The 25,083-nt window shown below is 64.8% G+C and carries 22 protein-coding genes; 19 read left to right on the forward strand and 3 right to left on the reverse strand.

What is annotated here, in order from left to right:
- Positions 1-36: 36 nt before the first annotated feature.
- The 3 genes from ugpE to ugpB all read right to left on the reverse strand — a co-directional run bounded on the left by ugpE (position 37) and on the right by ugpB (position 3,197).
- On the reverse strand, positions 37-885 hold the full coding sequence (gene ugpE, locus PO605_RS14290) for a sn-glycerol-3-phosphate ABC transporter permease UgpE (RefSeq protein WP_016445666.1): 849 nt from the start codon (positions 883-885) through the stop codon (positions 37-39).
- Positions 886-887: 2 nt separating this feature from the next.
- Positions 888-1,769, reverse strand: a complete 882-nt coding sequence (gene ugpA / locus PO605_RS14295) for a sn-glycerol-3-phosphate ABC transporter permease UgpA (RefSeq protein WP_016445667.1) — start codon at positions 1,767-1,769, stop codon at positions 888-890.
- Positions 1,770-1,892: 123 nt separating this feature from the next.
- Positions 1,893-3,197, reverse strand: a complete 1,305-nt coding sequence (gene ugpB / locus PO605_RS14300; RefSeq protein ID WP_012207263.1) for a sn-glycerol-3-phosphate ABC transporter substrate-binding protein UgpB — start codon at positions 3,195-3,197, stop codon at positions 1,893-1,895.
- Positions 3,198-3,618: 421 nt separating this feature from the next.
- Here ugpB and PO605_RS14305 point away from each other — a divergent pair, with 421 nt between their 5' ends.
- The 19 genes from PO605_RS14305 (at position 3,619) to PO605_RS14395 (ending at position 25,083) form a co-directional block, all read left to right on the forward strand.
- A complete protein-coding gene (locus PO605_RS14305; RefSeq protein WP_016445668.1) occupies positions 3,619-7,533 on the forward strand; it encodes a DUF3683 domain-containing protein in 3,915 nt (1,304 codons plus the stop codon).
- Positions 7,533-7,988 carry an HIT family protein gene (locus PO605_RS14310; RefSeq protein ID WP_272206564.1) on the forward strand — a complete coding sequence of 152 codons (456 nt, stop codon included), beginning with the start codon at positions 7,533-7,535 and terminating at the stop codon, positions 7,986-7,988. The genes PO605_RS14305 and PO605_RS14310 overlap by 1 nt, the downstream gene beginning before the upstream one ends.
- Before the next feature lie 10 nt (positions 7,989-7,998).
- On the forward strand, positions 7,999-8,421 hold the full coding sequence (locus PO605_RS14315; protein ID WP_047217082.1) for a gamma-butyrobetaine hydroxylase-like domain-containing protein: 423 nt from the start codon (positions 7,999-8,001) through the stop codon (positions 8,419-8,421).
- Positions 8,422-8,660: 239 nt separating this feature from the next.
- Entirely contained in the window at positions 8,661-9,392 is a 732-nt protein-coding gene (ubiE, locus tag PO605_RS14320) for a bifunctional demethylmenaquinone methyltransferase/2-methoxy-6-polyprenyl-1,4-benzoquinol methylase UbiE (RefSeq protein ID WP_016445671.1), read from the forward strand.
- A 53-nt stretch (positions 9,393-9,445) separates the two neighbouring features.
- On the forward strand, positions 9,446-10,468 hold the full coding sequence (locus tag PO605_RS14325) for a Tim44 domain-containing protein (RefSeq protein ID WP_016445672.1): 1,023 nt from the start codon (positions 9,446-9,448) through the stop codon (positions 10,466-10,468).
- 30 nt (positions 10,469-10,498) lie between these two features.
- The gene (locus PO605_RS14330) at positions 10,499-11,137 is read left to right on the forward strand and encodes a ubiquinone biosynthesis accessory factor UbiJ (protein WP_047468142.1); all 639 of its coding nucleotides are present in this window, start codon (positions 10,499-10,501) and stop codon (positions 11,135-11,137) included.
- Positions 11,134-12,699: a ubiquinone biosynthesis regulatory protein kinase UbiB gene (gene ubiB, locus PO605_RS14335; protein WP_016445674.1), complete on the forward strand. Its 1,566-nt coding sequence runs from the start codon at positions 11,134-11,136 to the stop codon at positions 12,697-12,699. The genes PO605_RS14330 and ubiB overlap by 4 nt, the downstream gene beginning before the upstream one ends.
- Positions 12,700-12,757: 58 nt before the next feature.
- Positions 12,758-14,212: a sodium:solute symporter family protein gene (locus PO605_RS14340; RefSeq protein WP_047468141.1), complete on the forward strand. Its 1,455-nt coding sequence runs from the start codon at positions 12,758-12,760 to the stop codon at positions 14,210-14,212.
- A gap of 1,132 nt (positions 14,213-15,344) precedes the next feature.
- A complete protein-coding gene (locus PO605_RS14345; protein WP_442874719.1) occupies positions 15,345-16,484 on the forward strand; it encodes a DUF7933 domain-containing protein in 1,140 nt (379 codons plus the stop codon).
- A gap of 219 nt (positions 16,485-16,703) precedes the next feature.
- Positions 16,704-17,021: an FmdB family zinc ribbon protein gene (locus tag PO605_RS14350; RefSeq protein ID WP_016445677.1), complete on the forward strand. Its 318-nt coding sequence runs from the start codon at positions 16,704-16,706 to the stop codon at positions 17,019-17,021.
- 16 nt (positions 17,022-17,037) lie between these two features.
- A complete protein-coding gene (locus PO605_RS14355) occupies positions 17,038-17,661 on the forward strand; it encodes a DUF502 domain-containing protein (RefSeq protein ID WP_016445678.1) in 624 nt (207 codons plus the stop codon).
- A 41-nt stretch (positions 17,662-17,702) separates the two neighbouring features.
- Positions 17,703-19,505, forward strand: coding sequence for an aspartate--tRNA ligase (aspS, locus tag PO605_RS14360; RefSeq protein WP_016445679.1), 1,803 nt, complete (start codon positions 17,703-17,705; stop codon positions 19,503-19,505).
- Between the two features lie 78 nt (positions 19,506-19,583).
- Positions 19,584-20,405: a CsgG/HfaB family protein gene (locus PO605_RS14365; protein WP_047468137.1), complete on the forward strand. Its 822-nt coding sequence runs from the start codon at positions 19,584-19,586 to the stop codon at positions 20,403-20,405.
- 8 nt (positions 20,406-20,413) lie between these two features.
- Positions 20,414-20,890 (forward strand): dihydroneopterin triphosphate diphosphatase, encoded by a 477-nt coding sequence (gene nudB, locus PO605_RS14370; RefSeq protein WP_047468134.1) that lies wholly within the window; start codon positions 20,414-20,416, stop codon positions 20,888-20,890.
- Between the two features lie 27 nt (positions 20,891-20,917).
- Positions 20,918-21,688: an endonuclease/exonuclease/phosphatase family protein gene (locus tag PO605_RS14375; protein ID WP_016445682.1), complete on the forward strand. Its 771-nt coding sequence runs from the start codon at positions 20,918-20,920 to the stop codon at positions 21,686-21,688.
- A gap of 129 nt (positions 21,689-21,817) precedes the next feature.
- A complete protein-coding gene (folE, locus tag PO605_RS14380) occupies positions 21,818-22,540 on the forward strand; it encodes a GTP cyclohydrolase I (RefSeq protein WP_016445683.1) in 723 nt (240 codons plus the stop codon).
- Positions 22,541-22,645: 105 nt separating this feature from the next.
- Positions 22,646-23,527, forward strand: a complete 882-nt coding sequence (locus tag PO605_RS14385; protein WP_047468131.1) for an EamA family transporter — start codon at positions 22,646-22,648, stop codon at positions 23,525-23,527.
- Between the two features lie 14 nt (positions 23,528-23,541).
- Positions 23,542-24,396 (forward strand): DUF429 domain-containing protein, encoded by an 855-nt coding sequence (locus PO605_RS14390; protein WP_047468129.1) that lies wholly within the window; start codon positions 23,542-23,544, stop codon positions 24,394-24,396.
- 42 nt (positions 24,397-24,438) lie between these two features.
- The gene (locus tag PO605_RS14395; RefSeq protein WP_016445686.1) at positions 24,439-25,083 is read left to right on the forward strand and encodes a LysE family translocator; all 645 of its coding nucleotides are present in this window, start codon (positions 24,439-24,441) and stop codon (positions 25,081-25,083) included.

Genomic DNA, 25,083 nt, shown 5'->3' on the forward strand with positions numbered 1-25,083 from the left:
CGGGGTTCTATACGGTGGGTGGGGGCGGTGGACGGCTTACTTTTCGGTGTCCACCAGGCCCTTGACGAACCAGCGCTGCATCAGGATCACCACGGCAGCGGGCGGCAGCATGGCCAGCAGGGCCGTCGCCATCACCACGTTCCAGTCGTTGCCGGTATCGCCGCTGGCCACCATGCGCTTGATGCCGATGACCACGGGGTACATGTCTTCCGAGGTGGTCACGAGCAGCGGCCACAGGTACTGGTTCCAGCCGTAGATGAACTGGATCACGAACAGCGCCGCGATCGAGGTCTTGGACAGCGGCACCAGCACATCCTTGAAGAAGCGCATGGGGCCGGCGCCATCGATGCGGGCGGCCTCCACCAGCTCGTCCGGCACCGTCAGGAAGAACTGGCGGAACAGGAAGGTGGCCGTGGCCGAGGCGATCAGCGGAATCGTCAGGCCGGCGTAGCTGTTGAGCATGCCCAGCGTGGAGACGACTTCGTAGGTGGGGCCGATGCGCACTTCCACGGGCAGCATCAGGGTCACGAAGATCAGCCAGAAGCAGATCTTCTTGAACGGGAAGCGGAAGTACACCAGTGCGAAGGCCGACAGCAGCGAGATCGCGATCTTGCCCACGGTGATCACCATGGCCGAGACGAAGCTGATCCACATCATGCGTGCCACGGGCGCGCTGGAGCCAGGGCCCGAGCCGCCGAACAGCGCGGCCTTGTAGGTTTCCCAGAAGTTGCTGCCGGGCACCAGGGGCATGGGCACCTGGATGATGTCCTGCGGCGTGTGCGTGGAGGCCACGAAGGCCAGGTACAGCGGAAAGCCGACGATCAACACGCCCAGCACCATGATCAGGTGCGAGAAAAAGGTCAGAAGAGGACTGCGTTCAACCATGATCAGTACTGCACTTTCTTCTCAACATAGCGGAACTGGATCACGGTGAGTGCAACCACGATCACCATCAGCACGACGGATTGGGCAGCCGAGCCGCTCATGTCCATAGCCTTGAAGCCATCGTGATAGACCTTGTAGACTAGGATGGAGGTGTCCTGGCCCGGACCGCCCTGGGTCGTGGCGTCCACGATGCCGAAGGTGTCGAAGAAGGCATAGACCACGTTCATCACCAGCAGGAAGAAGGTGGTGGGCGACAGCAGCGGGAACTGGATGTCCCAGAAGCGGCGCATGGGGCCCGCGCCGTCGATGGCGGCGGCCTCGATCAGCGACTTGGGGATGGACTGCAGGCCCGCAAGGAAGAACAGGAAGTTGTAGGAGATCTGCTTCCAGATCGCGGCGATGACGATCAGCGTCATGGCGTTGCCGGAGTTCAGCAGGTGGTTCCAGTCATAGCCGATCATGCGCAGCGCATAGGCCACGACGCCGATGGACGGCGAGAACATGAACACCCACAGCACGCCTGCCACGGCGGGCGCCACCGCATAGGGCAGCAGCAAGGCGGTCTTGTAGGCGAGCGCACCCTTGATCACGCGGTCCGCAAAAATGGCCAGCATCAGCGACAGCGCGATGCCGAACACCGCCACCAGCAGGGAAAAGATGGCCGTGGTCTTGAACGAGGCCAGGTAGGCAGGGTCATCCAGCAGATGCTGGAAGTTGGCGAAGCCCACCCATTCGGTGGAAAAGCCAAACGTATCCTGCGCCTGGAAAGACTGCACGATGGCCTGGCCTGCGGGCCAGAAAAAGAAGACCAGCACGATGACCATCTGTGGTGCTATCAGCAGCCACGGCAGCCAGGCGGATCGAAAAAGAACGCGTTTTTCCATGACGGAACTCGGTAGAACAAAACAGCCCGCAAACCGGATGGCCGTGGGGCCGCCGGTTGCGGGCCTGTGATGCACGGTGCGGGCTGCCTGCGCAGCGGCCACGCCGCAGATCACATGGGAGGATTACTTGTTGGCCCGGGCGAAGCGGCCCAGTTGCTCGTTGCCACGGGTGACAGCGGTGTCCAGTGCCTGCTGGGGAGTCTTCTTGCCGGTCCAGATCTGTTCGGTTTCCTCATCGATGATGGTGCGGATCTGAACGAAGTTGCCCAGGCGGATGCCGCGCGACTTGTCGGTGGTCTTGCGGATCATCTGCGTCACGGCGGTGTCGGTGCCGGGATGCTTTTCGTAGAAGCCCGAAGCCTCGGTCAGCTTGTACGCAGCGGTGGTCACGGGCAGGTAGCCGGTGCGCTGGTGGCTGGCGGCCTGGATCTTGGTGTTGTTCAGGAAGTTGAAGAAGTCAGCCACGCCCTTGTAGCGTTCGGCGCTCTTGCCAGCCATCACCCACAGGGAAGCACCGCCGATGGCCGTGTTCTGGGGGGCGCCCTTCACATCGGCGTAGTAGGGCAGCTGCGACTGGCCGAAGGCGAACTTGCCTTCCTTGACCACGCGGGCGTACAGGCCGGAGGAGCCCGTGATCATCGCGCACTCGCCGGAAGCGAAGGCGGCGTCGGGCACGTTGCCGCGGCCCTTGTAGACGAAGCTGCCGTCCTTGGCGGCCTTGGCCAGGTTCTCGAAGTGCTTGACGTGCAGCGGCGAGTTGAACACCAGCTTGGCATCGGTGCCGTCAAAGCCGTTGTTCTTGGTCGCGTACAGGGTGTTGTGCCACAGCGAGAAGCTCTCCAGCTGGGTCCAGCTCATCCAGCTCGTGGTCAGTGCGCAGCGGTGGCCCGAGGCCTTGAGCTTTTCAGCGGCGGCGAACACTTCGGGCCAGGTCTTGGGCGGCTTGTTCTCGTCCAGGCCCGCCTTCTTGAAGGCGTCCTTGTTGTAGTAGAAGATGGTGGTCGAGCTGTTGAGCGGGTAGCTCATCATCTGGCCGTTGGGGGCGGTGTAGTAGCCGGCCACGGCGGAGATGTACTCGCCCTGGTCGAACTTGAAGCCGCCGTCGTTCATGACCTTGGTGACCGGAACCACGGCACCTTTGGAGGCCATCATGGTGGCCGTGCCCACTTCGAAGACCTGCAGGATGTCAGGTGCATTGCCGGCGCGGAACGCGGCGATGGCAGCTGTCATGGACTCGTCATACTGGCCCTTGTAGGTCGGCACGATCTTGTACTGGGTCTGGCTGGCGTTGTACTCCTTGGCCAGGTCGTTCACCCAGTCGCCCAGGGCCGCGCTCATCGAGTGCCACCACTGGATTTCGGTTTGGGCTTGTGCCGAGATGGTGGTGGCCGCGATCGCGGCCGCCATGGCCAGTTGCTTCAGTTGCATGAGGACTCCTCTAGTTCGGTGACGGTTTCAGACCGCTGCCACGGTAAGGCAGGGGCATGACATTTCTGTGTCATTGTTTTCGGATGCTTCTTACCGCACTACAGGCCAAACCCGGTGAGCCGCTGGTCCCGTATGTCAGTCGTGTGACAAAAAATGACACGCGAAGCGGCGCTATTTTAGGTCAATACCATTTCGTTTCAAAAGCACGGGTTGTTCGTATTGGCTCGTTTGTGCTCTTTCTGTATAAGGCCGGTTCGCCGGGGCGTGTCTGCCCCGTGGTGTTGGCGAGGGCTGGCGTCTCAGTGCAAGACGGCGAGCCGCCCAGAGCCCCGTAGGAAGCGGGCCTTCGAGGGGCTCGCTTAAAATTGCGCTCCCACTTGGCTTAGCGGCGCCCCTAGAGCGCCAGACACGGTCTACCCCCATGAATGTACCGATTGCGTTGGCGGCCCTGCAGGCACAGGCAGCCGAACCTGCACGTCTGCGAGAGATTCCCTACAACTACACCTCGTTTTCCGATCGCGAGATCGTGATCCGCCTGCTGGGTACTTCCATGTGGGATGTGCTCAACCAGCTGCGCCAGGAGCGGCGCACGGGCCGCTCCGCCCGCATGCTCTACGAGGTGCTGGGGGACATCTGGGTCGTCCAGCGCAATCCCTACCTGCAGGACGACCTGCTGCACAGCCCCGACCGCCGCAAGGCGCTGGTGGAAGCCCTGGAGCACCGCCTGGGCGAGATCGACAAGCGCCGTGCTCCGCAGCAGGACCCCGTGCGCGATGCGCTGGTGGGCCAGCTGGTGGATGCGGCGCGCCGCGCCGTGCATGAGTTCAACGCCACCTTCGTCGAGGCCGAGCAACTGCGCCGCCGGGTGCAAAAGAGCCTGGGCCGCCACACGGCCAAGGACAACATCAAGTTCGACGGCCTGTCGCGCGTGGCCCATGTGACGGACGCCACCGACTGGCGCGTCGAGTACCCCTTCGTCGTGCTCACCCCCGATACCGAAGCCGAGATGGCCGCCCTGGTGCGTGCCTGCATCGAGCTGCGCCTGACCATCATTCCGCGCGGCGGCGGCACGGGCTACACGGGCGGCGCGATCCCGCTGACCTGGCGCAGCGTGGTGATCAACACCGAAAAGCTCGAGGCCATGACGGAGGTGGAGATGCGCCGCATCCCCGGCGTGGACCACGAGGTGCCCACCATCTTCACCGAGGCCGGAGTGGTCACGCAGCGCGTGGCCGATGCGGCCGAGCGCGCGGGCTTCGTCTTCGCCGTGGACCCCACATCGGCCGAGGCCTCGTGCATCGGCGGCAACGTCGCCATGAATGCGGGCGGCAAGAAGGCCGTGCTCTGGGGCACGGCGCTGGACAACCTGGTGTCCTGGCGCATGGTCACGCCCGATGCGCAGTGGCTGGAAGTCACGCGCGTGGGCCACAACCTCGGCAAGATCCATGACGCCGAGATGGCCAGCTTCGAGCTGCAGTACTTCGAGGCCGACGGCAAGACCCCCATCCGCAGCGAGCGGCTGGACATTCCCGGCCAGAAATTCCGCAAGGAAGGCCTGGGCAAGGACGTGACCGACAAGTTCCTGTCGGGCCTGCCCGGCATCCAGAAGGAAGGCTGCGACGGCCTGATCACCAGCGCGCGCTGGGTGGTGCACCGCATGCCCGAGCACACGCGCACGGTCTGCATGGAGTTCTTCGGCAACGCCAAGGACGCCGTGCCCAGCATCGTCGAGATCAAGGACTTCATGTTCGCCGAGCAAAAGCGCTCGGGCGTGCTGCTGGCCGGCCTGGAGCACCTGGACGACCGCTACCTGAAGGCCGTGGGCTACGCCACCAAGAGCAAGAAGGGCAACGGCCATCTGCCCAAGATGGTGCTGCTGGGCGACATTGCCGGCGACAACGCCGACGATGTGGCCCGCGTGGCCGCCGAGGTGGTGCGCATCGCCAACTCGCGCAACGGTGAAGGCTTCACCGCCGTCAGCGCCGAGGCGCGCAAGAAATTCTGGCTGGACCGCAAGCGCACGGCCGCCATCTCGCGCCACACCAACGCCTTCAAGATCAACGAAGACGTGGTGATCCCGCTGCCCCGCATGTGGGAGTACACGGACGGCATCGAGCGCATCAACATCGAACTGTCGCTGCGCAACAAGCTCAAGCTGTGCGACGCGTTGACGGACTTCTTCCAGCACGGCGACCTGCCCCTGGGCAAGCAGGACGATGCGGGCGACATCCCTTCGGCCGAACTGCTGGAGGACCGCGTGCAGCAGGCCCTGGCCCTGGTGGCCGATGTGCGCACGCTGTGGCAGGGCTGGCTGGACAACGTGGAAAACCTCTTCCAGCAACTGCAGGATCACACGCTGCGCGCCAGCTGGAAGACCCAGCTGAAGGCGCCCATGGCCCAGATCTTCGCGGGCGCGGCCTTCCAGCCGCTGCTGGCCGAAGTCAACGCCATTCACCAGCGCGTGCTCAAGGGCCGTGTCTGGGTGGCGCTGCACATGCACGCCGGCGACGGCAACGTGCACACCAACATTCCGGTCAACAGTGACGACTACGAGATGCTGCAGACCGCCCATGAGGCCGTGGCGCGCATCATGGTGCTGGCCCGCCATCTGGACGGCGTGATCTCGGGCGAGCACGGAATCGGCATCACCAAGCTGGAATTCCTCAGCGACGACGAACTGGCGCCCTTTGCCGCCTACAAGCAGCGCGTGGACCCCGAAGGCCGCTTCAACAAGGGCAAGCTGATCCGCAACGAGAAGCTGCAGGCCGTGGTGGGCCAGAGCCATGACGGCCGCTCGCCGCGCGAATCGCTGATGTTCGCCGACCTGACCAACGCCTACACGCCCAGCTTCGGCCTGATGGGGCACGAGTCGCTGATCATGCAGCAAAGCGACATCGGCGCCATTGCCGACTCGGTCAAGGACTGCCTGCGCTGCGGCAAGTGCAAGCCCGTGTGCGCCACCCATGTGCCGCGCGCCAACCTGCTGTACAGCCCGCGCAACAAGATCCTGGCGACCTCGCTGCTGGTCGAAGCCTTTCTGTACGAGGAGCAGACGCGCCGCGGCGTGTCGCTGCGCCACTGGCAGGAGTTCGAGGACGTGTCGGACCACTGCACGGTCTGCCACAAGTGCTTCAACCCCTGCCCGGTGAAGATCGACTTCGGCGACGTGACCATGAACATGCGCAATCTGCTGCGCAAGATGGACAAGAAGAGCTTCCGGCCCGGCAACAAGCTGGCCATGGCCATGCTCAACGCCACCAATCCGGACACCATCAAGTTCATGCGTTCGGCCATGGTCGGCGTGGGCTTCAAGGCCCAGCGCCTGGCCTCCGACGTGCTCCACAGCCTGGCCAGGAAGCAGACCCAGCATCCGCCGGCCTCGGTGGGGCGCGCGCCGCTCAAGGAGCAGGTGATCCACTTCGTCAACAAGAAGCTGCCGGGCGGCCTGCCCAACAAGACGGCGCGTGCCCTGCTGGACATCGAGGACAAGGACTACGTGCCCATCATCCGCAGCCCGCAGACCACGAACGCGGACACAGAGGCGGTGTTCTACTTCCCCGGCTGCGGCTCCGAGCGCCTGTTCAGCCAGGTGGGCCTGGCCACGCAGGCCATGCTCTGGCATGCCGGCGTGCAGACCGTGCTGCCACCCGGCTACCTGTGCTGCGGCTATCCCCAGCGCGGCAGCGGCCAGTTCGACAAGGCCGAGAAGATGATCACGGACAACCGCGTGCTCTTCCACCGCGTCGCCACCACGCTCAACTACCTGGACATCAAGACCGTGGTGGTCAGCTGCGGCACCTGCTACGACCAATTGCAGGGCTACGAGTTCGGCAAGATTTTCCCGGGCAGCCGCATCATCGACATCCACGAGTACCTGCTGGAAAAGGGCGTGACGCTGCAGGGCAAGGAGGGCTACCTCTACCACGACCCCTGCCACTCGCCCATGAAGCTGCAGGACCCCATGAAGACCGTCAAGGCCCTGGTCGGCGACGGCGTGATCAAGAGCGAGCGCTGCTGCGGCGAATCGGGCACGCTGGGCGTCACGCGCCCCGACATCTCCACGCAGATCCGCTTCCGCAAGGAAGAGGAACTCAAGAAGGGCGAGGCCGCGCTGCGCGCCAGCGGCGCCCTGGCCGAGAAGGACAATGTGAAGATCCTCACCAGCTGCCCCAGCTGCCTGCAGGGCCTGTCGCGCTACGGCGGCGACATGAACAACGGCCTGCTGGAGGCCGACTACATCGTGGTCGAGATGGCGCGCCAGATCCTGGGCGAGAACTGGATGGCCGAATATGTTCAGCGCGCCAACGCCGGCGGCATCGAACGGGTTCTGGTCTGATGGCTGCTTCCGCTTCCTGCCCCCTGTGCGCCACAGAAGGCGGCTTGCCCGTCTGGCGCGGCCGGTGCCTGCGAGTGATCCGCGCCCAGGAAGAGGGCTTCCCGGCCTTCTACCGCGTGGTCTGGAATGCGCATGTGGCCGAGTTCTCCGACCTGGATGCCGCCGACCGTCAGCACTGCATGGATGCCGTGGTCGTGGTCGAGCGCGTCTTGCGTGAGCGCCTTGCGCCGGCCAAGATCAACCTGGCGGCGCTGGGCAACATGGTGCCGCACCTGCACTGGCATGTGGTTGCGCGCTTCGAATGGGACAGCCATTTCCCGGGCTCGGTCTGGGCTGCTGCCCAGCGCCCGCGCAATGGCGAGCGCGAGGCCGAGGTGGCAGCGCGCTTGCCAGCCATAGACACGGCGCTGTCGCAGGCTCTCGATGCCTGGCAGCAGCACCCCGCCACTGAATGAGGAGCACCGCATGGCCGGCCTGACCCCTGACACCCCAACTCCCGAAGCCCTGACCGTGCACGGCGCATCGCGCGTGCTGGAAGTGGCCTATTCCGACGGCGCAAGCTTTCGCATTCCCTTCGAGCTGCTGCGCGTGTACTCCCCCTCGGCCGAGGTGCAAGGCCATGGCCCGGGCCAGGAAGTGCTGCAGACCGGCAAGCGCGACGTGGCCATCACGGCCATCGAGCCCGTGGGCAACTACGCCATCAAGCCCTTCTTCAGCGACGGGCATGAAAGCGGCCTGTACACCTGGGAATACCTCTACGAACTGGGCCGCCGCCAGGACGAGTTCTGGGCGCAGTACCTGGACCGGCTACAGGAGTCCGGCATGGACCGCGACACGCCCATGCCCGGCAAGGCCGGCGGCGGCGGGCACGGCTGCGGCAGCCACTGACGCAGTACGCACGCAGGGGCCGGGGCGCGGCGTCTGCCGCGCCGTTCCCACAGCGCCACATTCAGGACCTTTGCACAGCACAGGGTTATTGGGGGTGGTGCTATATTAAAAATAGCTTGAAAGTCTTTGTTTGAAGGCGTTTCAAGCTGTTTGTTCTTGATAACCCTTGCCCGGCAAAGCCCGCGGCCACACGGGGTTGTCGCTGTACGCATTACTACTGCTTGCTTAGCATCGTTGTTATGAGCACCACACATTTCGGATTCCAGTCGGTGGACGAGCGCGAGAAGGCCAGCCGCGTGCGCGGCGTGTTCGACTCGGTCGCTTCGCGCTACGACGTCATGAACGACCTGATGTCGGGTGGTCTGCACCGTGCCTGGAAGGCCTATACGGTGATGGTGGCCAACCTCAAGGAAGGCGACAGGGCGCTGGACATCGCGGGCGGCACGGGCGATCTGGCCCTGGCCTTCGCCAAGAAGGTCGGCTCCACCGGCCAGGTGGTGCACACCGACATCAACGAAGCCATGCTGCGCGTAGGCCGGGACCGGCTGATCAACAAGGGCGTGATCCTGCCCACCATGGTCTGCGATGCCGAGGCCCTGCCGTTTCCGGACAACCATTTCGATCTGGTCAGCGTGGCCTTCGGCCTGCGCAACATGACGCACAAGGATGCGGCGCTCAAGGAAATGAACCGCGTCCTGCGCCCCGGCGGCAAGCTGCTGGTGCTGGAATTCTCCAAGGTGGCCAAGCCCCTGGAGAAAGCCTACGACTGGTACTCCTTCAAGATTCTTCCGGCCATGGGCAAGCTCGTGGCGGGCGATGACGCCAGCTACCGCTATCTGGCCGAGTCCATCCGCATGCACCCCGGCCAGGAAGATCTCAAGCGCCTGATGCAGGAATGCGGCTTCGGCCATGTGGACTATCACAACATGACGGGCGGCATTGCCGCGCTGCATGTGGGAATCAAGTGCTGAGCGCGTGAGGTGCTCGGTGAGGTGACGGCAACACGATTATTCGAGGAGATGACATGAAAAAGCTATGGTCTATGGTCTTGGTCGCAATGCTGGTGGTGGTCCACGGCACGGCCGACGCCAAGCGCATGGGCGGTGGCGGATCGGTGGGCAAGCAGTCGAGCAACGTGACGCAGCGTGAAGCCGCGCGCGCGCCGACACAGAACACGCCGCCGCAGAACGCCGCCACACAGAACGCTGCAGGCAAGCCGGCCACTGCACCGGCAGCTGCTCCCGCCAAGAAGCCCTGGGGCGCCATGCTTGGCGGCCTGGCCGCTGGCCTGGGCCTGGCCTGGCTGGCGAGCTCGCTGGGCCTGGGCGCCGCCTTCGGCCAGTTCCTGCTGATCGGCCTGCTGGCCCTGGTCATCATGGTGGTGGTGGGCATGGTCATGCGTTCGCGCCGTGCAGCGGCTGGCGCGCAGCAGGCATCGTCCAGCCCCTTTGCCTTCCAGAACGCAGCGCCTGCCGGTGCCGGCAATATCGGTGGCAACGTGGACAGCGCACCGCTGGCACGCCAGTACAACCCCGAGAAGGTCGGCAACGACGCATCGGCCCGTCCCTGGGAGCAGAACCATCAGCCGGCCGCCCTGGCTGCAGGCTCGGGCTCCGGCGTGCAGATCGGCTCGGCCCTGGCAGGCTCGCAGAACTGGGGTGTGCCTGAAGGCTTCGATACCGAGGGCTTCCTCACCGCTGCCAAGCGCAACTTCGTCACGCTGCAATCGGCCTGGGACCGCTCCGACATCGCGTCGCTGCGCGCCATGATGACCGACGAGATGCTGACCGAGATCCGTGGCCAGCTCAGCGAACGCGAGGCCCAGCGTCCCGGCCAGCCCAACCAGACCGACGTGGTCATGATCGACGCCCAACTGCTGGGCATCGAGGACCTGGGCAATGACTACATGGCCAGCGTGGAATTCTCGGGCATGATCCGCGAGGACGCCTCGGCAGGTCCCACACCCTTCCGCGAAGTCTGGAACATGACCAAGCCCAAGAGCGGCAGCAGCGGATGGCTGGTCGCCGGAGTCCAGGCATTGCAGTAATTCCTCTCACTTCGGGAATAATCGGGGACTATGGCAACACAGTCCCCTTTTTCTTTCCTGAACGGCCTCATGGAACGCGTGATGGCCGGCCCGCAACCGCCGCAATGGCTGGTCAGCGAGGTGCATCAGCGCATCGTGCTGTTCCTCAACCATGTGCTGATGCAGGAAAAGGAGGCCACCGAGCGCCTGGTGCGGCAAAAGGGCCGCGTGGCGCGCGTGCAGTGGCGCGGCTACTCCATGGCCCTGCAGATCACGCCGGCCGGCCTGTTCAACGTGGCGCCTGAAGACGCGCAGCCCGATCTGCTGCTCGAAGTGACCGAGACCTTCGCACTGGCCCTGGCCCAGGTGGCCCTGCGCGGCGACAAGCCCTCCATCCGCATCGAAGGCGACGTGCAACTGGCCGCCGACATCAACTGGCTGGTGGACCACGTCGAATGGGATGTGGAGGAAGACCTCGCCCGCATCATCGGCGATGCACCCGCGCACACCGTGGCCAAGGTGGCCCGCAGCGCTGCCCAGGCACTGCGCCAGTTCGTGGGCGCCCGCATGGCCGGCAAGCCCGATGCCGATGCCCCCGCCCCTGAAGCCGCACGTTCGGCAGCGCCCGCCAGCGCGCCCGTTGGTTCCCCCGTGGTGTCCCTGCCCGGTTTCGAGAACGACAAGCCATGAGCCGGTTTCTTCGCGGGCTGACCATCCTCTGGGTGGTGTTCCGCTACGGACTCGACGAGCTGGTGCTGTCGAGCTTCGAGCATCCCTGGATGCGCCGCGCACGCGCGGTGCTCACCCTGGGCCGCCGGCTGGACAAGCCGCGCGGCCAGCGCCTGCGCGAGGCGCTGGAGGAGCTGGGCCCCATCTTCGTGAAGTTCGGTCAGGTGCTGTCCACGCGCAGCGACCTGATGCCGCCCGACGTGGCCGAGGAGCTGGCCCGGTTGCAGGACCGCGTGCCGCCCTTCGATTCGCAGATTGCGGTGGACACCATAGAGCGTGCCTTCCGCAAGAAGCTGGACCAGATCTTCGTGAGCTTCGAGCGCGAGCCGGTGGCCAGTGCCTCCATCGCGCAGGTGCACTTTGCCGTGATCAGCGACCGCAACGGCGTGCAGCGCGATGTGGCCGTCAAGGTGCTGCGCCCGGGCATGAAGGCCGTGATCGACAAGGACCTGGCGCTCATGCACATGATGGCGCGCTGGGTCGAGCGCCTGTCGGCCGACGGCAAGCGCCTCAAGCCCCGCCAGGTCGTGGCCGAGTTCGACAACTACCTGCACGACGAGCTGGACCTGATCCGTGAAGCCTCCAACGCCGCGCAGCTGCGCCGCAACATGGAAGGCCTGGACCTGGTGCTGATCCCCGAGGTGTACTGGGATTTCTGCCGCAACGACGTGATGGTCATGCAGCGCATGAAGGGCGTGCCCATCAGCCAGGTCGAGCGCCTGCGCGAGGCCGGGGTCGACATCCCCAAGCTCGCACGCGACGGCGTGACCATCTTCTTCACCCAGGTGTTCCGCGACGGTTTCTTTCACGCCGACATGCACCCGGGCAACATCATGGTCAGCCTGGAGCCCGAGACCTTCGGGCGCTACATCTCGCTGGACTTCGGCATCGTCGGCACGCTGACCGAGTACGACAAGGAATACCTGGCGCAGAACTTCACGGCGTTCTTCCGCCGCGACTACAAGCGCGTTGCCGAGCTGCACATCGAAAGCGGCTGGGTGCCGCCGAGCACGCGCGTGGACGAGCTGGAAGCCGCCATCCGCGCGGTGTGCGAGCCGTATTTCGACCGTCCGTTGGCAGAGATCTCGCTGGGCATGGTGCTGATGCGCCTGTTCCAGACCTCGCGCCGCTTCCATGTCGAGATCCAACCGCAGCTGGTGCTGCTGCAAAAGACGCTGCTCAACATCGAAGGCCTGGGCCGCCAGCTGGACCCCAATCTGGACCTGTGGAGCACCGCCAAGCCCTTCCTCGAAAAATGGATGCTGGACCAGATGGGCCCGCAGCGGCTGTGGCGCGAGCTGCAGGCCGAGGCGCCGCGCTACGCCAAGCTCATTCCCGAGCTGCCGCGCCTGATCCATCGCCGGCTCACGCGCAACTCCGGCGAGCACGACGAACTGCTCAAGGAACTGCTGCAGCAGCAAAAGCTCACCAACCGCCTGCTTCAGGCCATCGTCAGCGCGGGCATAGGCTTTGTGATCGCGCTGATCCTGCTGCAACTGGTGGTGCGCCTGCGCTGGTACTGAGAACACCGACGGGTTTCAAGCCCTCTGACTTTTCCCACTTTGAATCAGGAGTGCCAGCGTGCTGCTCTCAATGGTGATCGCCTACCTGTTCGTGACCATAGCCATTGGCCTGTGGGCGGCCAGGCGGGTAAAGAACACGGCCGACTTTGCAATTGCCGGGCGCCATCTGCCCATGTACATGATCATCACCACCACGTTTGCCACGTGGTTCGGCTCGGAGATCGTGCTGGGCGTGCCCGCCAAGTTCATCGAGGGCGGCCTGCGCGGCGTGGTCGAGGACCCGTTCGGCGCGGGCATGTGCCTGATCCTGGTGGGCCTGTTCTTCGCGGGCAAGCTGTACCGCATGACGCTGCTGACCATCAGCGACTACTACCGCCACCGCTATGGGCGCTCCATCGAGATCGTCTGCTCGCTGATCATCATGCTCAGCTACCTGGGCTGGGTCTCGGCCCAGGTCACGGCGCTGGGCCTGGTTTTCAACCTGCTGTCGGGCGGCACGGTCAGCATTCCCGTGGGCATGGCCATCGGCGTGGTGTCCATCCTGGCCTACACGCTGTTCGGCGGCATGTGGTCGGTGGCCGTGACCGATTTCCTGCAAATGATCATCCTCGTGGTCGGACTCGTGGTACTGGCCTGGTTTGCGGGCGACATGGCCGGTGGTGCCGACAAGGTCATCGACCTGGCCGTGAGCCGCGACTTGTTCCAGTTCTGGCCCGAACCCAGCTGGCATGACATCCTCTTCTTCTTTGGCGCGGCCATCACCATGATGCTGGGCTCCATCCCCCAGCAGGACGTGTTCCAGCGCGTGATGTCGGCCAACAGCGAAAAGGCCGCCACGCGCGGTACCGTCATCGGCGGCACGGCCTATATCTTCTTTGCCTTCGTGCCCATGTTCCTGGTGACCAGCGCGCTGATCATCATGCCGCAGGAGGCGGCGGAACTGCTCGGGCAGGACCCGCAGAAGGTGTTGCCCACCCTGGTCATGGACAAGATGCCCTTCGTCATGCAGGTGCTGTTCTTCGGCGCGCTGCTGTCGGCCATCAAGTCCTGTGCCTCGGCCACGTTGCTGGCACCCAGCGTGACCTTCACCGAGAACATCTGGCGCCAGTTCCGCACCCAGGCCAGCGACCGGGAAATGCTGCTGGCCATGCGCATCAGCGTGCTCGTCTTCAGCATCTGCGTGCTGGCCTACTCGATCAAGATGGAAGGAACGCCCATCTATGAGTTGGTCTCCAGCGCCTACCAGGTGCCGCTGGTCGGTGCCTTCGTACCGCTGGTCTTCGGGCTGTACTGGAAGCGCGCCACCACGCAGGGCGCCATTTGCGCCGTGGCACTGGGCATTGGCGTGTGGGTGGTCTTCATGGCCACGCCAGCTTTGCACGAGGCATTTCCGCAGCAATTGGCGGGCCTGTTGGCGGCTGTGACGGGGATGTTGGCTGGTTCGTTGGCTCCGCAATGGATGGCTAACCGATCCGAGAAAATTCAGGAGTTCAGTGCAGTGCACATCAACTAGAAATACTAAATATATTGCTATAAGTTTTATTGTGTATCTTTTTGTGTGAAGTTTCCCTGGGTTGAGGGCGCTGTTGTATTTAGGTGAAGCCTAGAGCGTCACAAAAATTGACTTTGGTTTTCTGAATGTTTCTGTATATTTTCTCCATGCAAGGGGCATATTTTTCCCGCTCGTAAATGAAGCACTCAATGCCAATTCCGGACAGAAGTGCGGTTGCGTGAAAAACCCTTGTCTAATCAGAGGGGGTCATATGCATAGGAAAAATCCGGCGATTCAAGCTTCGCCGATCCAGGGTCGTCCTGCTTTCAGTTTTTATAGCACCTTGTCACGCGCTTTCCTCAGCGGAGGAATTGCATTTTTTGCGTTATCTATCGGCGCCATGGCTGCACCGGGAACGCCAGTTGCGCCAATCCCCATCTGGAGCGAGGATTTTGAGAATCTTCCCGCACCCACCGGCAGTATGGATGGCACGGATTTGCTTGCATATCTGGGAGCTAGCCCGAGCGGCCAGCGGTATATAGCAGAATCACCCTGGCGTATGACAGACAGCTTCTGCAACGGAGTGCTGGTAGCCTTCAATCTGAATTCGAGCTCCGCGGCGATGTCTGCCGTCTGTGCCAATGTTCCCAGACGTTGGAACGGTTTGCAGCAATTTGCTCAGATGGCGGGCCAGCATGGTGGTCAGTCCTCGGCGGCTGCCAGAAACAATCATGTGTTGGGTGAACATACGGAAGGGGGCGTGTATCCGCTGAACAGATTGGTATTCGGGACGGCTGCCAATGTTCCGCTCAGTGTCGGCAATCGTTTCCTGGCTGCCAGCGTGGATACAGTCACGGCTTTTTGCAACCTCCCGACGCACCCATTGGTGCGGTTTGCTTTGGTCAACGGCTTGGGCAGCGACTTGTCCTTGGGTGCTACGCCTGTGGATACCTGCTTGGGCGGCACGAACCGGAGTGCCGATGCGATAGGTTTGATGGGTACGAGCGGCGCGGTTACGAAAACGGTGATCTCCGCCGGGGCGTTGCTCTATACGGGCAGTTCGGTTGGGTTCAGGCTGTACAACAACCAAACTTCCAGTGCTGGCAATGATTGGGCCATAGACAATCCCCGCATCCTCGACGTGACTCCCCAGATGGACAAGGCTTTCACACCTGCCAGCATCAACCTAGGCCAGGTTTCCCGGCTGACCATGACCATGACGAATACGACCGATCTGCTGCGCAAGCAAGGCTGGTCATTCACCGACAACCTGCCTGCAGGACTGGTTGTCGAGGGCAATGCCAGCACCACCTGCCCCGGCACGACCGTGCAGGCTGCAGCAGGCGGCAGCACCGTGACCGTGTCCAACGGAGACCTGGCCCAGGGCGCCGCCTTCTGCGAGGTGAGCCTCGACGTGCGCCCGACCGCGACAGGCAGCTTCACCAATGGCGCTTCCAACCTCAGTCTGATCGGCCTGAACCAGCCGGCCAGCCCGGCCGTGCTGGCGGTTGCGCCAGCGGCCGACATGCAGGCCACCTCCATCACGCTTCCCCTGACCATGACGGTGGGCGCGCCGGTGTCCGGCAGCTTCAGCTGCACCAATGCCGGCCCCAGTGAGGCCACGGCGGCCTCGTGCGTGATCTCCGGCCTGCCCGCCGGGGCGACCACGTCCTGCACACCCAGCGTTCCCACGGCCTCGCCATTGGCATCGGGCGGCAGCATTGCCTGCACGGTGCAGTTCACGCCCACCACAACGGGCACCATCGCGGCCTTGGTGACCGCGAGCAGCAGCACCGTGGATCCGGTGCCGGCCAACAACACCAAGGCACACCCCTTCAATCCCGTGGAGCGGGCCGACATGCAGGCCACCAGCGTCACGCTGCCGGCCACCGCCAACGTGGGTGTTCCCGTGAAGGGCTCTTTCGTCTGCACGAATGCCGGCCCCAATGCGGCGGCCTTTGCCAATTGTTCCATCGCAGGGCTGCCGGCAGATGCCAGCACCTCATGCATGCCTGCGGTGCCGACAGGCACGCCGCTGGCCTCGGGTGCCAGCATTTCCTGCACGGTGAGCTTCACGCCCACCACGCAGGGCAGCCTCACAGCCACCGTGACGGCGGTCAGTGGAACCACGGACCCGGAGCCGGCCAACAATTCGCGTGACCAGGAGTTGGTGGTTGCTGCCGCGTTGGCGCCGGAGCCGGTCCCCGCCACCGGGGTGCCTGCCCTGGTGCTGATGGGCCTGGCCGTCATGCTGGCGGGCCTGGGAACGCAGCGAGGCCGGGTACGGCGCTGAGCACGGATGCGGCAAGCCCCCGGCAGCGGGGGCGGTCGGGCCTGATGGAATGCCAGTCTCCGCGACTGGCATTTCTCATTGGAGGCCACCAGTTGCCGGCCCTGTACGCGCGCCTTGTGGCCTGCCCCGCCTGGGCCATTGGGCTTGAGACAGCCGCAGTATCGGACGGATGCCTATAATCGAAAGTTTTGCATCTTCCCTCGTATTAGCATTAGCGCCATGCCTATTTATGCATACAAGTGTGGCTCCTGCGGTCATGCCAAGGACGTGCTGCGGAAAATCTCGGATGCCCCGCTGACGACCTGTCCGGCCTGCGGGGCCGAGACCTTCTCCAAGCAGCTGACAGCTGCCGGCTTCCAGCTCAAGGGCTCGGGCTGGTATGCGACCGACTTCAAGAACAGCGGTGGCAAGAGCGCCGCCGCACCGGCTCCCGCAGCCGATGCTCCTGCCTCGGATACTTCTGCCGCACCAGCGGCAACTGCGTCCGCGCCCGCTGCGGCCCCTGCATCTGCCTCCGCGCCCGCAACGGCCCATTGATCAAGGCTTGCATTTCATGTCCGCTCTGCGCAAATGGCTGTTCGCCGGCCTGCTGGTGATCGTTCCGCTGGTGATCACGCTGGGCGTGCTCAACTGGATCATCGGCACGCTCGACCAGACGCTGACCATCCTGCCCGAGGCCTGGCATCCGGATCGGTTGCTGGGCTTCCATATCCCCGGCTTCGGTGTCGTGCTGACGCTGCTGATCCTGCTCGTGGTCGGTGCGGCGGCCAGCAACTTCATCGGCCGCAAGCTCGTGTCCTGGGGCGATGCGGTGGTCAGCCGCATTCCTGTGGTGCGCTCCATCTATTCCAGCGTCAAGCAGGTGTCCGATACCGTGTTCTCGGACAGCGGCAATGCGTTTCGCACCGCCGTGCTGGTGCAGTGGCCTCGTGAAGGCGTCTGGACCGTGGCCTTCGTCACTGGCTCGCCCAGCGGGGAGGTTGCCGCCTACCTGCGCGACGAATACCTGAGCGTCTTCGTGCCGACCACGCCCAACCCGACGGGCGGCTATTTCGTCATCGTTCGCAAGAGCGATTGCATCGAACTGGAAATGAGCGTGGATGCCGCGCTCAAGTACATTGTTTCCATGGGCGTGGTGACTCCACCGGATCTCGCAGTGCCCGCGGAACCCAAATAACAAACTGTCGCGCCCTTGCCGGGCGCAGGAAGCTTTTCATCATGGCCATGCGCTCCCACTACTGCGGTCTCGTGACCGAAGCCCTGATGGGCGAAACCGTTACCCTGTGCGGCTGGGTGAACCGTCGCCGCGACCATGGCGGTGTGATCTTCATCGACCTGCGCGACCGCGAAGGCTATGTGCAGGTGGTCTGCGATCCTGATCGCGCCGAGATGTTCAAGACCGCCGAAGGCCTGCGCAACGAGTTCTGCGTGCAGGTCAAGGGCCTGGTGCGCGCACGTCCCGAAGGCACGACCAACGACAAGCTCAAGAGCGGCCAGATCGAAGTGCTGTGCCATGAGCTGAACGTGCTCAACGCCTCGGTCACCCCGCCGTTCCAGCTGGACGACGAGAACCTGTCCGAGACCGTGCGCCTGACCAACCGCGTGCTGGACCTGCGCCGCCCCTACATGCAGCGCAACATGATGCTGCGCTACCGCACGGCCATCCAGGTGCGCAACTTCCTGGACAAGGAAGGCTTCATCGATATCGAAACGCCCATGCTGGGCAAGAGCACGCCCGAAGGCGCGCGCGACTACCTGGTGCCCAGCCGCGTGCACGACGGCGAGTTCTTCGCTCTTCCGCAGTCGCCCCAGCTGTACAAGCAGATGCTGATGGTGGCCGGCTACGACCGCTACTACCAGATCACCAAGTGCTTCCGCGACGAAGACCTGCGCGCCGACCGCCAGCCCGAGTTCACGCAGATCGACTGCGAGACCTCGTTCCTGGGCGAAGAGGAAATCCGCGCCATCTTCCAGCGCATGATCACCGAGGTCTTCAAGACCCAGCTGAACGTGGATCTGGGCGAGTTCCCGATGATGACGTACCAGGAAGCGGCCTTCCGCTTCGGCTCGGACAAGCCCGACCTGCGCGTCAAGCTCGAGTTCACCGAACTGACCGAGGTCATGAAGGACGTGGACTTCAAGGTGTTCTCCACGCCCGCCACGACCAAGGGCGGCCGCGTGGTGGCACTGCGCGTGCCCGGCGGCTCGCAGATCTCGCGCGGCGAGATCGACCAGTACACCGAATTCGTCAAGATCTACGGCGCCAAGGGCCTGGCCTGGATCAAGGTCAACGAAGTGGCCAAGGGCCGCGATGGCCTGCAGTCGCCCATCGTCAAGAACCTGCATGACGCGGCCCTTGCCGAGATCCTCAAGCGCACGGGTGCACAGGACGGCGACCTCATCTTCTTCGGCGCCGACAAGGAAAAGATCGTCAACGACTCCATCGGCGCGCTGCGCCTGAAGGTGGGCCACAGCGATTTCGGCAAGGCCAACGGCCTGTTCGAGGACCGCTGGGCGCCGCTGTGGGTGGTGGACTTCCCCATGTTCGAGCACGACGAGGAAAACGACCGCTGGGCGGCCGTGCACCACCCGTTCACCTCGCCCAAGGATGGCCACGAGGAACTCATGGTCACCGATCCGGGCAACTGCCTGGCCAAGGCCTACGACATGGTCCTGAACGGCTGGGAGCTGGGCGGCGGCTCGGTGCGTATCCACCGCGCCGACGTGCAGAGCAAGGTGTTTGACGCGCTCAAGATCTCGCCCGAAGACGCACGCGCCAAGTTCGGCTACCTGCTGGACGCGCTGCAGTACGGCGCCCCCCCGCACGGCGGCCTGGCCTTCGGCCTGGACCGCCTGATCACGCTGATGACGGGCGCCGACTCCATCCGCGACGTGATCGCCTTCCCCAAGACCCAGCGCGCCCAGGACCTGCTGACGCAGGCACCTTCGCCCGTGGACGAAAAGCAGCTGCGCGAGCTGCACATCCGCCTGCGCAATCCGCTGGCGGCCACGCAGGGCTGAGGAGCAGGCTTCACGGCTTGACAGGAACGGCAGGAGCTGGCGCAGCTTCTGCCGTTTTTCTTTTTGCGGAGAGCTTTCATGCGTTTTCAAGGCATTGCATCGGTGGCGCTGGCGTTGGTGGTGTCGGCAGGGCTGGGCCTGTCCGGTTGCGGCGAGAAGAAGACCGAGCTGGGGCAGGGCGGTTCGGAGATCACGGGCTCTGCCGGGCCGCTGGGGGCGAACAACGGGTCGCGCGAACTCGTGCGCTGCGATGCGCCCGTGGCCACGCTGGCCCTGGCCGAGAATCCCAACGGCTACGTCATGGGCTCGGGCTATCAGCTGCCGGCCTCGCCCGTTCCGCTGGTCAAGCTGCTGGCCCAGCAAAGCGGCTGCTTTCGCGTGGTGGACCGGGGAGCGGGCCTGCGCGGCACGGTGCAGGAGCAGGACCTGAAGAATGCCGGCGTGCTGCGCGAGAACTCCACGGTGCGCAAGGGCCGGGGCTACGAGGCCCAGTACACGCTGACGCCCAGCCTGACCTTCAGCGAGCAGGACGCGGGCCGCGGGCTGGCCGGCGTGGTCGCCATGATCCCGGTGCTGCGAGACATTGCAGGGCTGGCCGGCCTGGTCGAGCAGGTCAAATTCAAGGAGGCGCAGACCGCGCTGCTGCTGTCGGACAACGAAACCACCGAGCAGGTGGCCGCTGCCACGGGCGCAGCCCGCACCACCGATCTGGGCGTGGGCGGCATGGTGCTGGGCCGCCTGGGCGCTGCGGGCGCGGGCTGGAGCAATACCAACGAGGGCAAGGTCATCGCCGCTGCCTTTCTGGATGCGCACAACCAGCTGGTCTTCCAGGTGCGCGCGCTGCAGGCCAAGGAGCTGCCACCGCCGGTGGCCACCAAGGCCGGGCAGGGCAGGAGCTGAGGCCAGCCATGGCCGGCCACAAGATCCCCGAGTCGGTGCTGGTCGTCATCCACCGTGATGACGGGCAGGTGCTGCTGATGCGTCGCACGGCACCGGCGCCTGAGGGCGGGGAGTTCTGGCAGTCGGTGACGGGCAGCAAGGACCATGAGGGCGAGTCCTGGCGCGAGACCGCGGTGCGCGAGGTGCGGGAAGAAACCGGCATCGATGCCGAGGCGCCCGGCTGCCTGCTGCAGGACTGGGCGCTGGAGAACATCTACACCATCTACCCTGCCTGGCAGCACCGCTATGCGCCCGGTGTATGGCACAACCGCGAGAGGGTTTTCGGGCTGCGGATTCCGTCCTACACCCCTGTGTTCTTGAATCCGAGGGAACATACCGCATCTGCTTGGCATCATTGGCGTGAGGCTGCCCAGCGCTGCTATTCACCGTCCAATGCGGAGGCCATCTTGCTGCTTCCACGTTTTTCCCCAACGAAGCCGGACTGAACCCCTCACCTGCGTTCCCGAACCGCCATGACTGAAAACGCGAATTCCCATCAGGTGGACCCCGGCCCGTCGATACTGCGCGTCGCGACCTACAACATCCACAAGGGCGTGCAGGGCATGGGTCCCGCGCGCCGCCTTGAAATCCACAACCTGGGCCACGCCGTGGAGCAGCTCGATGCCGACATCGTCTGCCTGCAGGAAGTGCGCAAGATGAACCACAAGGAGGCCGCGTACTTCGAGCGCTGGCCCCAGGTCTCGCAGGCGGAGTATCTGGCTCCCCTGGGCTATGAGGCCGTCTACCGCACCAACGCCTACACCCGCCACGGCGAGCACGGCAACGCGCTGCTGACCCGCTGGCCCGTGGTGGGCCACCAGCACGAGGACATCTCCGACCACCGCTTCGAGCAGCGTGGCCTGCTGCATGTGGAGGTGGAAGTGCAGAACCGGCGCGTGCACACCATCGTGGTGCACCTGGGGCTGATCCCCGGCAGCCGCGTGCGCCAGGTCTCCCAGCTCAAGCGCTTCATCGAGCGAGAGGTGCCGCCGGGCGCGCCCGTGGTGGTGGCTGGCGACTTCAACGACTGGGGTGGCCAGATCAAGCGCATGCTGGGCGGTTTCGGCCTGTACGAATACGACGAATTGCCCAGCGTGCCCACCTATCCTTCGCGCCTGCCGCTGGCCCAACTGGACCACGTCTATGTGCGCGGCCTCACGCCGCTGGGCCTGCATGTGCCCAAGGGGCGCATCTGGTGGCGCATGTCGGACCATCTGCCGCTGATTGCGGAATTCCGCCTCTAGCCCTGGCCGCTCTGACACACGCCACTCTTTTGCTATTGAATTGATAGCTTTCGGGGCGGGCAGAACCTGCGTTTGGGTGGAAAATCCCTTGCGTGCCATGCTGCGGGTTTCGCTGTTACCATGCCAGCCATGTTCAGAGAACTCGTCGACATGAAACAAGACAGCCAGGCCGAGGGCACCCCCGTCTCGGTCAAGATCCGCGAACGACTGAAGCAGGCGCAAAAGCGCTTTCATGCGAACGACAACATCTCCGAATTCATCGAGCCCGGTGAACTCGAGCAACTGCTCGACGAAGTCCAGGAAAAGATGCAGGGCGTGCTCGACAGCATGGTCATCGACACCACGCACGACCACAACACGCGCGCCACGGCGCGCCGCGTGGCCAAGATGTATGTCAACGAGGTGTTCCGGGGCCGCTACGTGGCGCAGCCCGCCATCACCGAATTCCCCAACGCCGAGCACCTCAACGAGCTGATGATCGTCGGCCCGATCACGGTGCGCAGCGCCTGCAGCCACCATCTGTGCCCGGTGATCGGCAAGATCTGGATCGGCGTGCTGCCCAACAAGAACACCAATGTCATCGGCCTGTCGAAGTACGCGCGGCTGGTGGACTGGATCATGGGCCGTCCCCAGATCCAGGAAGAGGCCATCATCCAGCTGGCCGACCTGATCCTCGACAAGACCCGCCCCGACGGCCTGGCCGTGGTCATGGAGGCTTCGCACTTTTGCATGTCCTGGCGCGGTGTGCGCGAGATGGACAGCAAGATGCTGAACTCCGTCATGCGCGGCGCCTTCCTCACCAACCCGGAACTGCGCCGCGAGTTCCTCTCGCTGGTGTCCAGCCGCAAGTAAATCCCCGGGGTGGCGTCCCCGGACGCCTCACACAACACCCCAGGCTGCGCAGTGCGCGGCCTTTTTTCTTTCCCGCGCCACGCCCCGCTTTCCCCGGACCTGCCCATGTCGCTGCAAGCCTTTGCCCTGATCATCATTGCCGGCCTCATCCATGCCGGCTGGAACATCGTGGCCAAGAAGGCGGGCGGTGATTCGCGCTTTGCCTTCTTCACCTCGCTCATCATGATGGTGATCTGGGCACCGCTGGGCTGGTGGGTGGGGCGCGATGTGGTGCCGACATGGGGGCGCAGCGAATGGCTGGTGGTGCTGGCCAGCGGCCTGCTGCACGTGGCCTACTACGTGACCTTGCTGCGCGGCTACCGCAGCGCGGACCTCACCGTGGTCTATCCGCTGGCGCGCGGCTCGGGGCCGCTGCTGTCGTCCATGGTGGCCATCCTCTTTCTGGGTGAGCGGATTTCCTCGTTGGGCGTGCTGGGCATTGCCGGCGTGGTGGTCGGCGTCTTCCTGATCGCGGGAGGCCCCGGCCTGCTGCGCGCGCGCCATGATCCCGAAGCCCGCGAACGGCTCAGGATGGGCCTGTGGTACGGCCTGCTGACGGGCGCCTTCATCGCCAGCTACACCGTGGTGGACGGCTATGGCGTGAAGCTGCTGCTGATGTCGCCCATCCTCATCGACTACATGGGCAACTTCGTGCGCGTGTTCCTGCTGGCGCCCGTGGTGCTGCGCGACCTGCCCACGGCCCGGCATCTGTGGCGCGCGCAGTGGCGCTTCGCGGCCCTGGTGGCGCTGATCAGCCCCATTGCCTACGTGCTCGTGCTCTACGCCATGCAGGATGCGCCCATGTCGCACGTGGCGCCTGCGCGCGAAGTCTCCATGCTGTTCGCGGCGCTGATCGGCGGGCACATGCTGCGCGAAGGCGATCGCCTGGCACGCATTGCGGGCGCCGTGTGCATTGCCGTCGGTGTGACGGCGCTGGGCCTGGGCTGAGCACCATGGCGGCAATGCGGGTACTGGGCTGCGATTTCAGCAGCCGACCTACGGCGCGCAAGCCCATCACCATGGCCCTGGGCCGCCTGGTGGCTGGCGACACGGTGGTCCTGCAGGATTTGCTGGAGTTCGCCTCGCTGGACGCATGGGCCGCCTGGCTGGCCCGGCCTGCCGATTCGGCGCAGTCGGCCTGGGTGGGCGGTTTCGACCTGCCTTTTGCCCTGCCGCGCGAACTGGTGGAGCAGCTGGGCTGGCCCACGGAATGGGCGGCCTGCATGGACCACTATGCCGGCCTCACGCGCCAGGCCATACGCGAGCAGTTCAAGGCCTTTTGCGCGGCGCGGCCCGCAGGCGGAAAGTTCGCGCACCGGGCCACGGACGGGCCTGCCGGTGCCAGCCCTTCCATGAAATGGGTGAACCCGCCCGTGGCCTACATGCTGCATGCCGGGCTGCCCTTGCTGCGCGCGGCCGGCGTGCACCTGCCGGGCCTGCAGCCTCCCGGCAAAGGCGATGCGCGCCGCGTGGCGCTGGAAGCCTACCCGGGCATGCTGGCGCGCGCCGTGATCGGCCGCCTCAGCTACAAAAGCGACGAACCCGCACGGCAAACGCCCGAACGCCATCAGGCGCGCGTGCAATTGCTGGCGGCGCTGGAGCGCGGCGACAACCCGCTGGCGTTGCGCCTGCGTATCGACGCCGAAGAAACCCGCAACCAGTTGCTGGCGGACGGCAGCGGAGACCGGCTGGACGCCGCAATCTGCATGCTGCAGGCCGCCTGGGCTGCGGCCCGCCATGCGCAGGGCGATGCGCTCTACGGGTTGCCGCACGACCTGGACCCGCTGGAAGGCTGGATCGTCACGGCCCAGGCCTGATCTGCGCCGCACTGAAATACTCGAATCGGGAAGAGACAAGCGATGCCCACCTTTGAAACCTTGCTGGCCTTTTTCGGCGTGGCCGTGCTGCTGGGCCTGAGCCCGGGGCCTGACAACCTGTTCGTGCTCATGCAATCGGCCCAGCGCGGCTGGCGCGTGGGCCTGTGCGTGGTACTGGGTCTGTGCCTGGGGCTGGTGGTGCATACGGCGGCGGTTGCGCTGGGTTTGGCGGCACTGGTGGCTGCGTCGCCCCTGCTGTTCACCGCCATCAAGCTGTGCGGCGCCGCCTACCTGGCCTGGCTGGCCTGGGGTGCGCTGCGCGCCGTGGCCCGGCCGGGCGAGATGCCGCAGGCCGGCGCAGCCGACCCGCTGACCCCCGCACGGGCGCTGCGCTGGGTGGGGCGTGGCGTGGTGATGAACCTCACCAACCCCAAGGTGCTGATCTTCTTCCTGGCCTTTCTACCGCAGTTCGCGGACCCCGCGCGCGGCGGCGTGGCCACGCAGGTGATGGTGCTGGGCTGCGTGTTCATGCTGGCGGCGCTGCTGGTGTTCGGTGCCATCGCATGCTGCTCGGGCTGGTTCGGCGTGCTGCTGCAGCGATCCGTGCGTGCGCAGAACTGGCTCAACCGCGTGGCCGGGCTGGTGTTCCTGGGCATGGCGGTGCGGCTGGCGCTGGTGCAGCGCTAG

Origin of the sequence: Delftia sp. DT-2 (assembly GCF_028401915.1) — a bacterium.
Classification (GTDB): domain Bacteria; phylum Pseudomonadota; class Gammaproteobacteria; order Burkholderiales; family Burkholderiaceae_C; genus Comamonas; species Comamonas tsuruhatensis.

Bases quoted from the DNA above. Each gene is read 5' to 3' on its own strand.
- ugpE (WP_016445666.1), bottom strand. From the start codon at position 885: ATGGTTGAACGCAGTCCTCTTCTGACCTTTTTCTCGCACCTGATCATG.
- ugpA (WP_016445667.1), bottom strand. From the start codon at position 1,769: ATGGAAAAACGCGTTCTTTTTCGATCCGCCTGGCTGCCGTGGCTGCTG.
- ugpB (WP_012207263.1), bottom strand. From the start codon at position 3,197: ATGCAACTGAAGCAACTGGCCATGGCGGCCGCGATCGCGGCCACCACC.
- PO605_RS14305 (WP_016445668.1), top strand. From the start codon at position 3,619: ATGAATGTACCGATTGCGTTGGCGGCCCTGCAGGCACAGGCAGCCGAA.
- PO605_RS14310 (WP_272206564.1), top strand. From the start codon at position 7,533: ATGGCTGCTTCCGCTTCCTGCCCCCTGTGCGCCACAGAAGGCGGCTTG.
- PO605_RS14315 (WP_047217082.1), top strand. From the start codon at position 7,999: ATGGCCGGCCTGACCCCTGACACCCCAACTCCCGAAGCCCTGACCGTG.
- ubiE (WP_016445671.1), top strand. From the start codon at position 8,661: ATGAGCACCACACATTTCGGATTCCAGTCGGTGGACGAGCGCGAGAAG.
- PO605_RS14325 (WP_016445672.1), top strand. From the start codon at position 9,446: ATGAAAAAGCTATGGTCTATGGTCTTGGTCGCAATGCTGGTGGTGGTC.
- PO605_RS14330 (WP_047468142.1), top strand. From the start codon at position 10,499: ATGGCAACACAGTCCCCTTTTTCTTTCCTGAACGGCCTCATGGAACGC.
- ubiB (WP_016445674.1), top strand. From the start codon at position 11,134: ATGAGCCGGTTTCTTCGCGGGCTGACCATCCTCTGGGTGGTGTTCCGC.
- PO605_RS14345 (WP_442874719.1), top strand. From the start codon at position 15,345: ATGGACAAGGCTTTCACACCTGCCAGCATCAACCTAGGCCAGGTTTCC.
- PO605_RS14350 (WP_016445677.1), top strand. From the start codon at position 16,704: ATGCCTATTTATGCATACAAGTGTGGCTCCTGCGGTCATGCCAAGGAC.
- PO605_RS14355 (WP_016445678.1), top strand. From the start codon at position 17,038: ATGTCCGCTCTGCGCAAATGGCTGTTCGCCGGCCTGCTGGTGATCGTT.
- aspS (WP_016445679.1), top strand. From the start codon at position 17,703: ATGGCCATGCGCTCCCACTACTGCGGTCTCGTGACCGAAGCCCTGATG.
- PO605_RS14365 (WP_047468137.1), top strand. From the start codon at position 19,584: ATGCGTTTTCAAGGCATTGCATCGGTGGCGCTGGCGTTGGTGGTGTCG.
- nudB (WP_047468134.1), top strand. From the start codon at position 20,414: ATGGCCGGCCACAAGATCCCCGAGTCGGTGCTGGTCGTCATCCACCGT.
- PO605_RS14375 (WP_016445682.1), top strand. From the start codon at position 20,918: ATGACTGAAAACGCGAATTCCCATCAGGTGGACCCCGGCCCGTCGATA.
- folE (WP_016445683.1), top strand. From the start codon at position 21,818: ATGTTCAGAGAACTCGTCGACATGAAACAAGACAGCCAGGCCGAGGGC.
- PO605_RS14385 (WP_047468131.1), top strand. From the start codon at position 22,646: ATGTCGCTGCAAGCCTTTGCCCTGATCATCATTGCCGGCCTCATCCAT.
- PO605_RS14390 (WP_047468129.1), top strand. From the start codon at position 23,542: ATGCGGGTACTGGGCTGCGATTTCAGCAGCCGACCTACGGCGCGCAAG.
- PO605_RS14395 (WP_016445686.1), top strand. From the start codon at position 24,439: ATGCCCACCTTTGAAACCTTGCTGGCCTTTTTCGGCGTGGCCGTGCTG.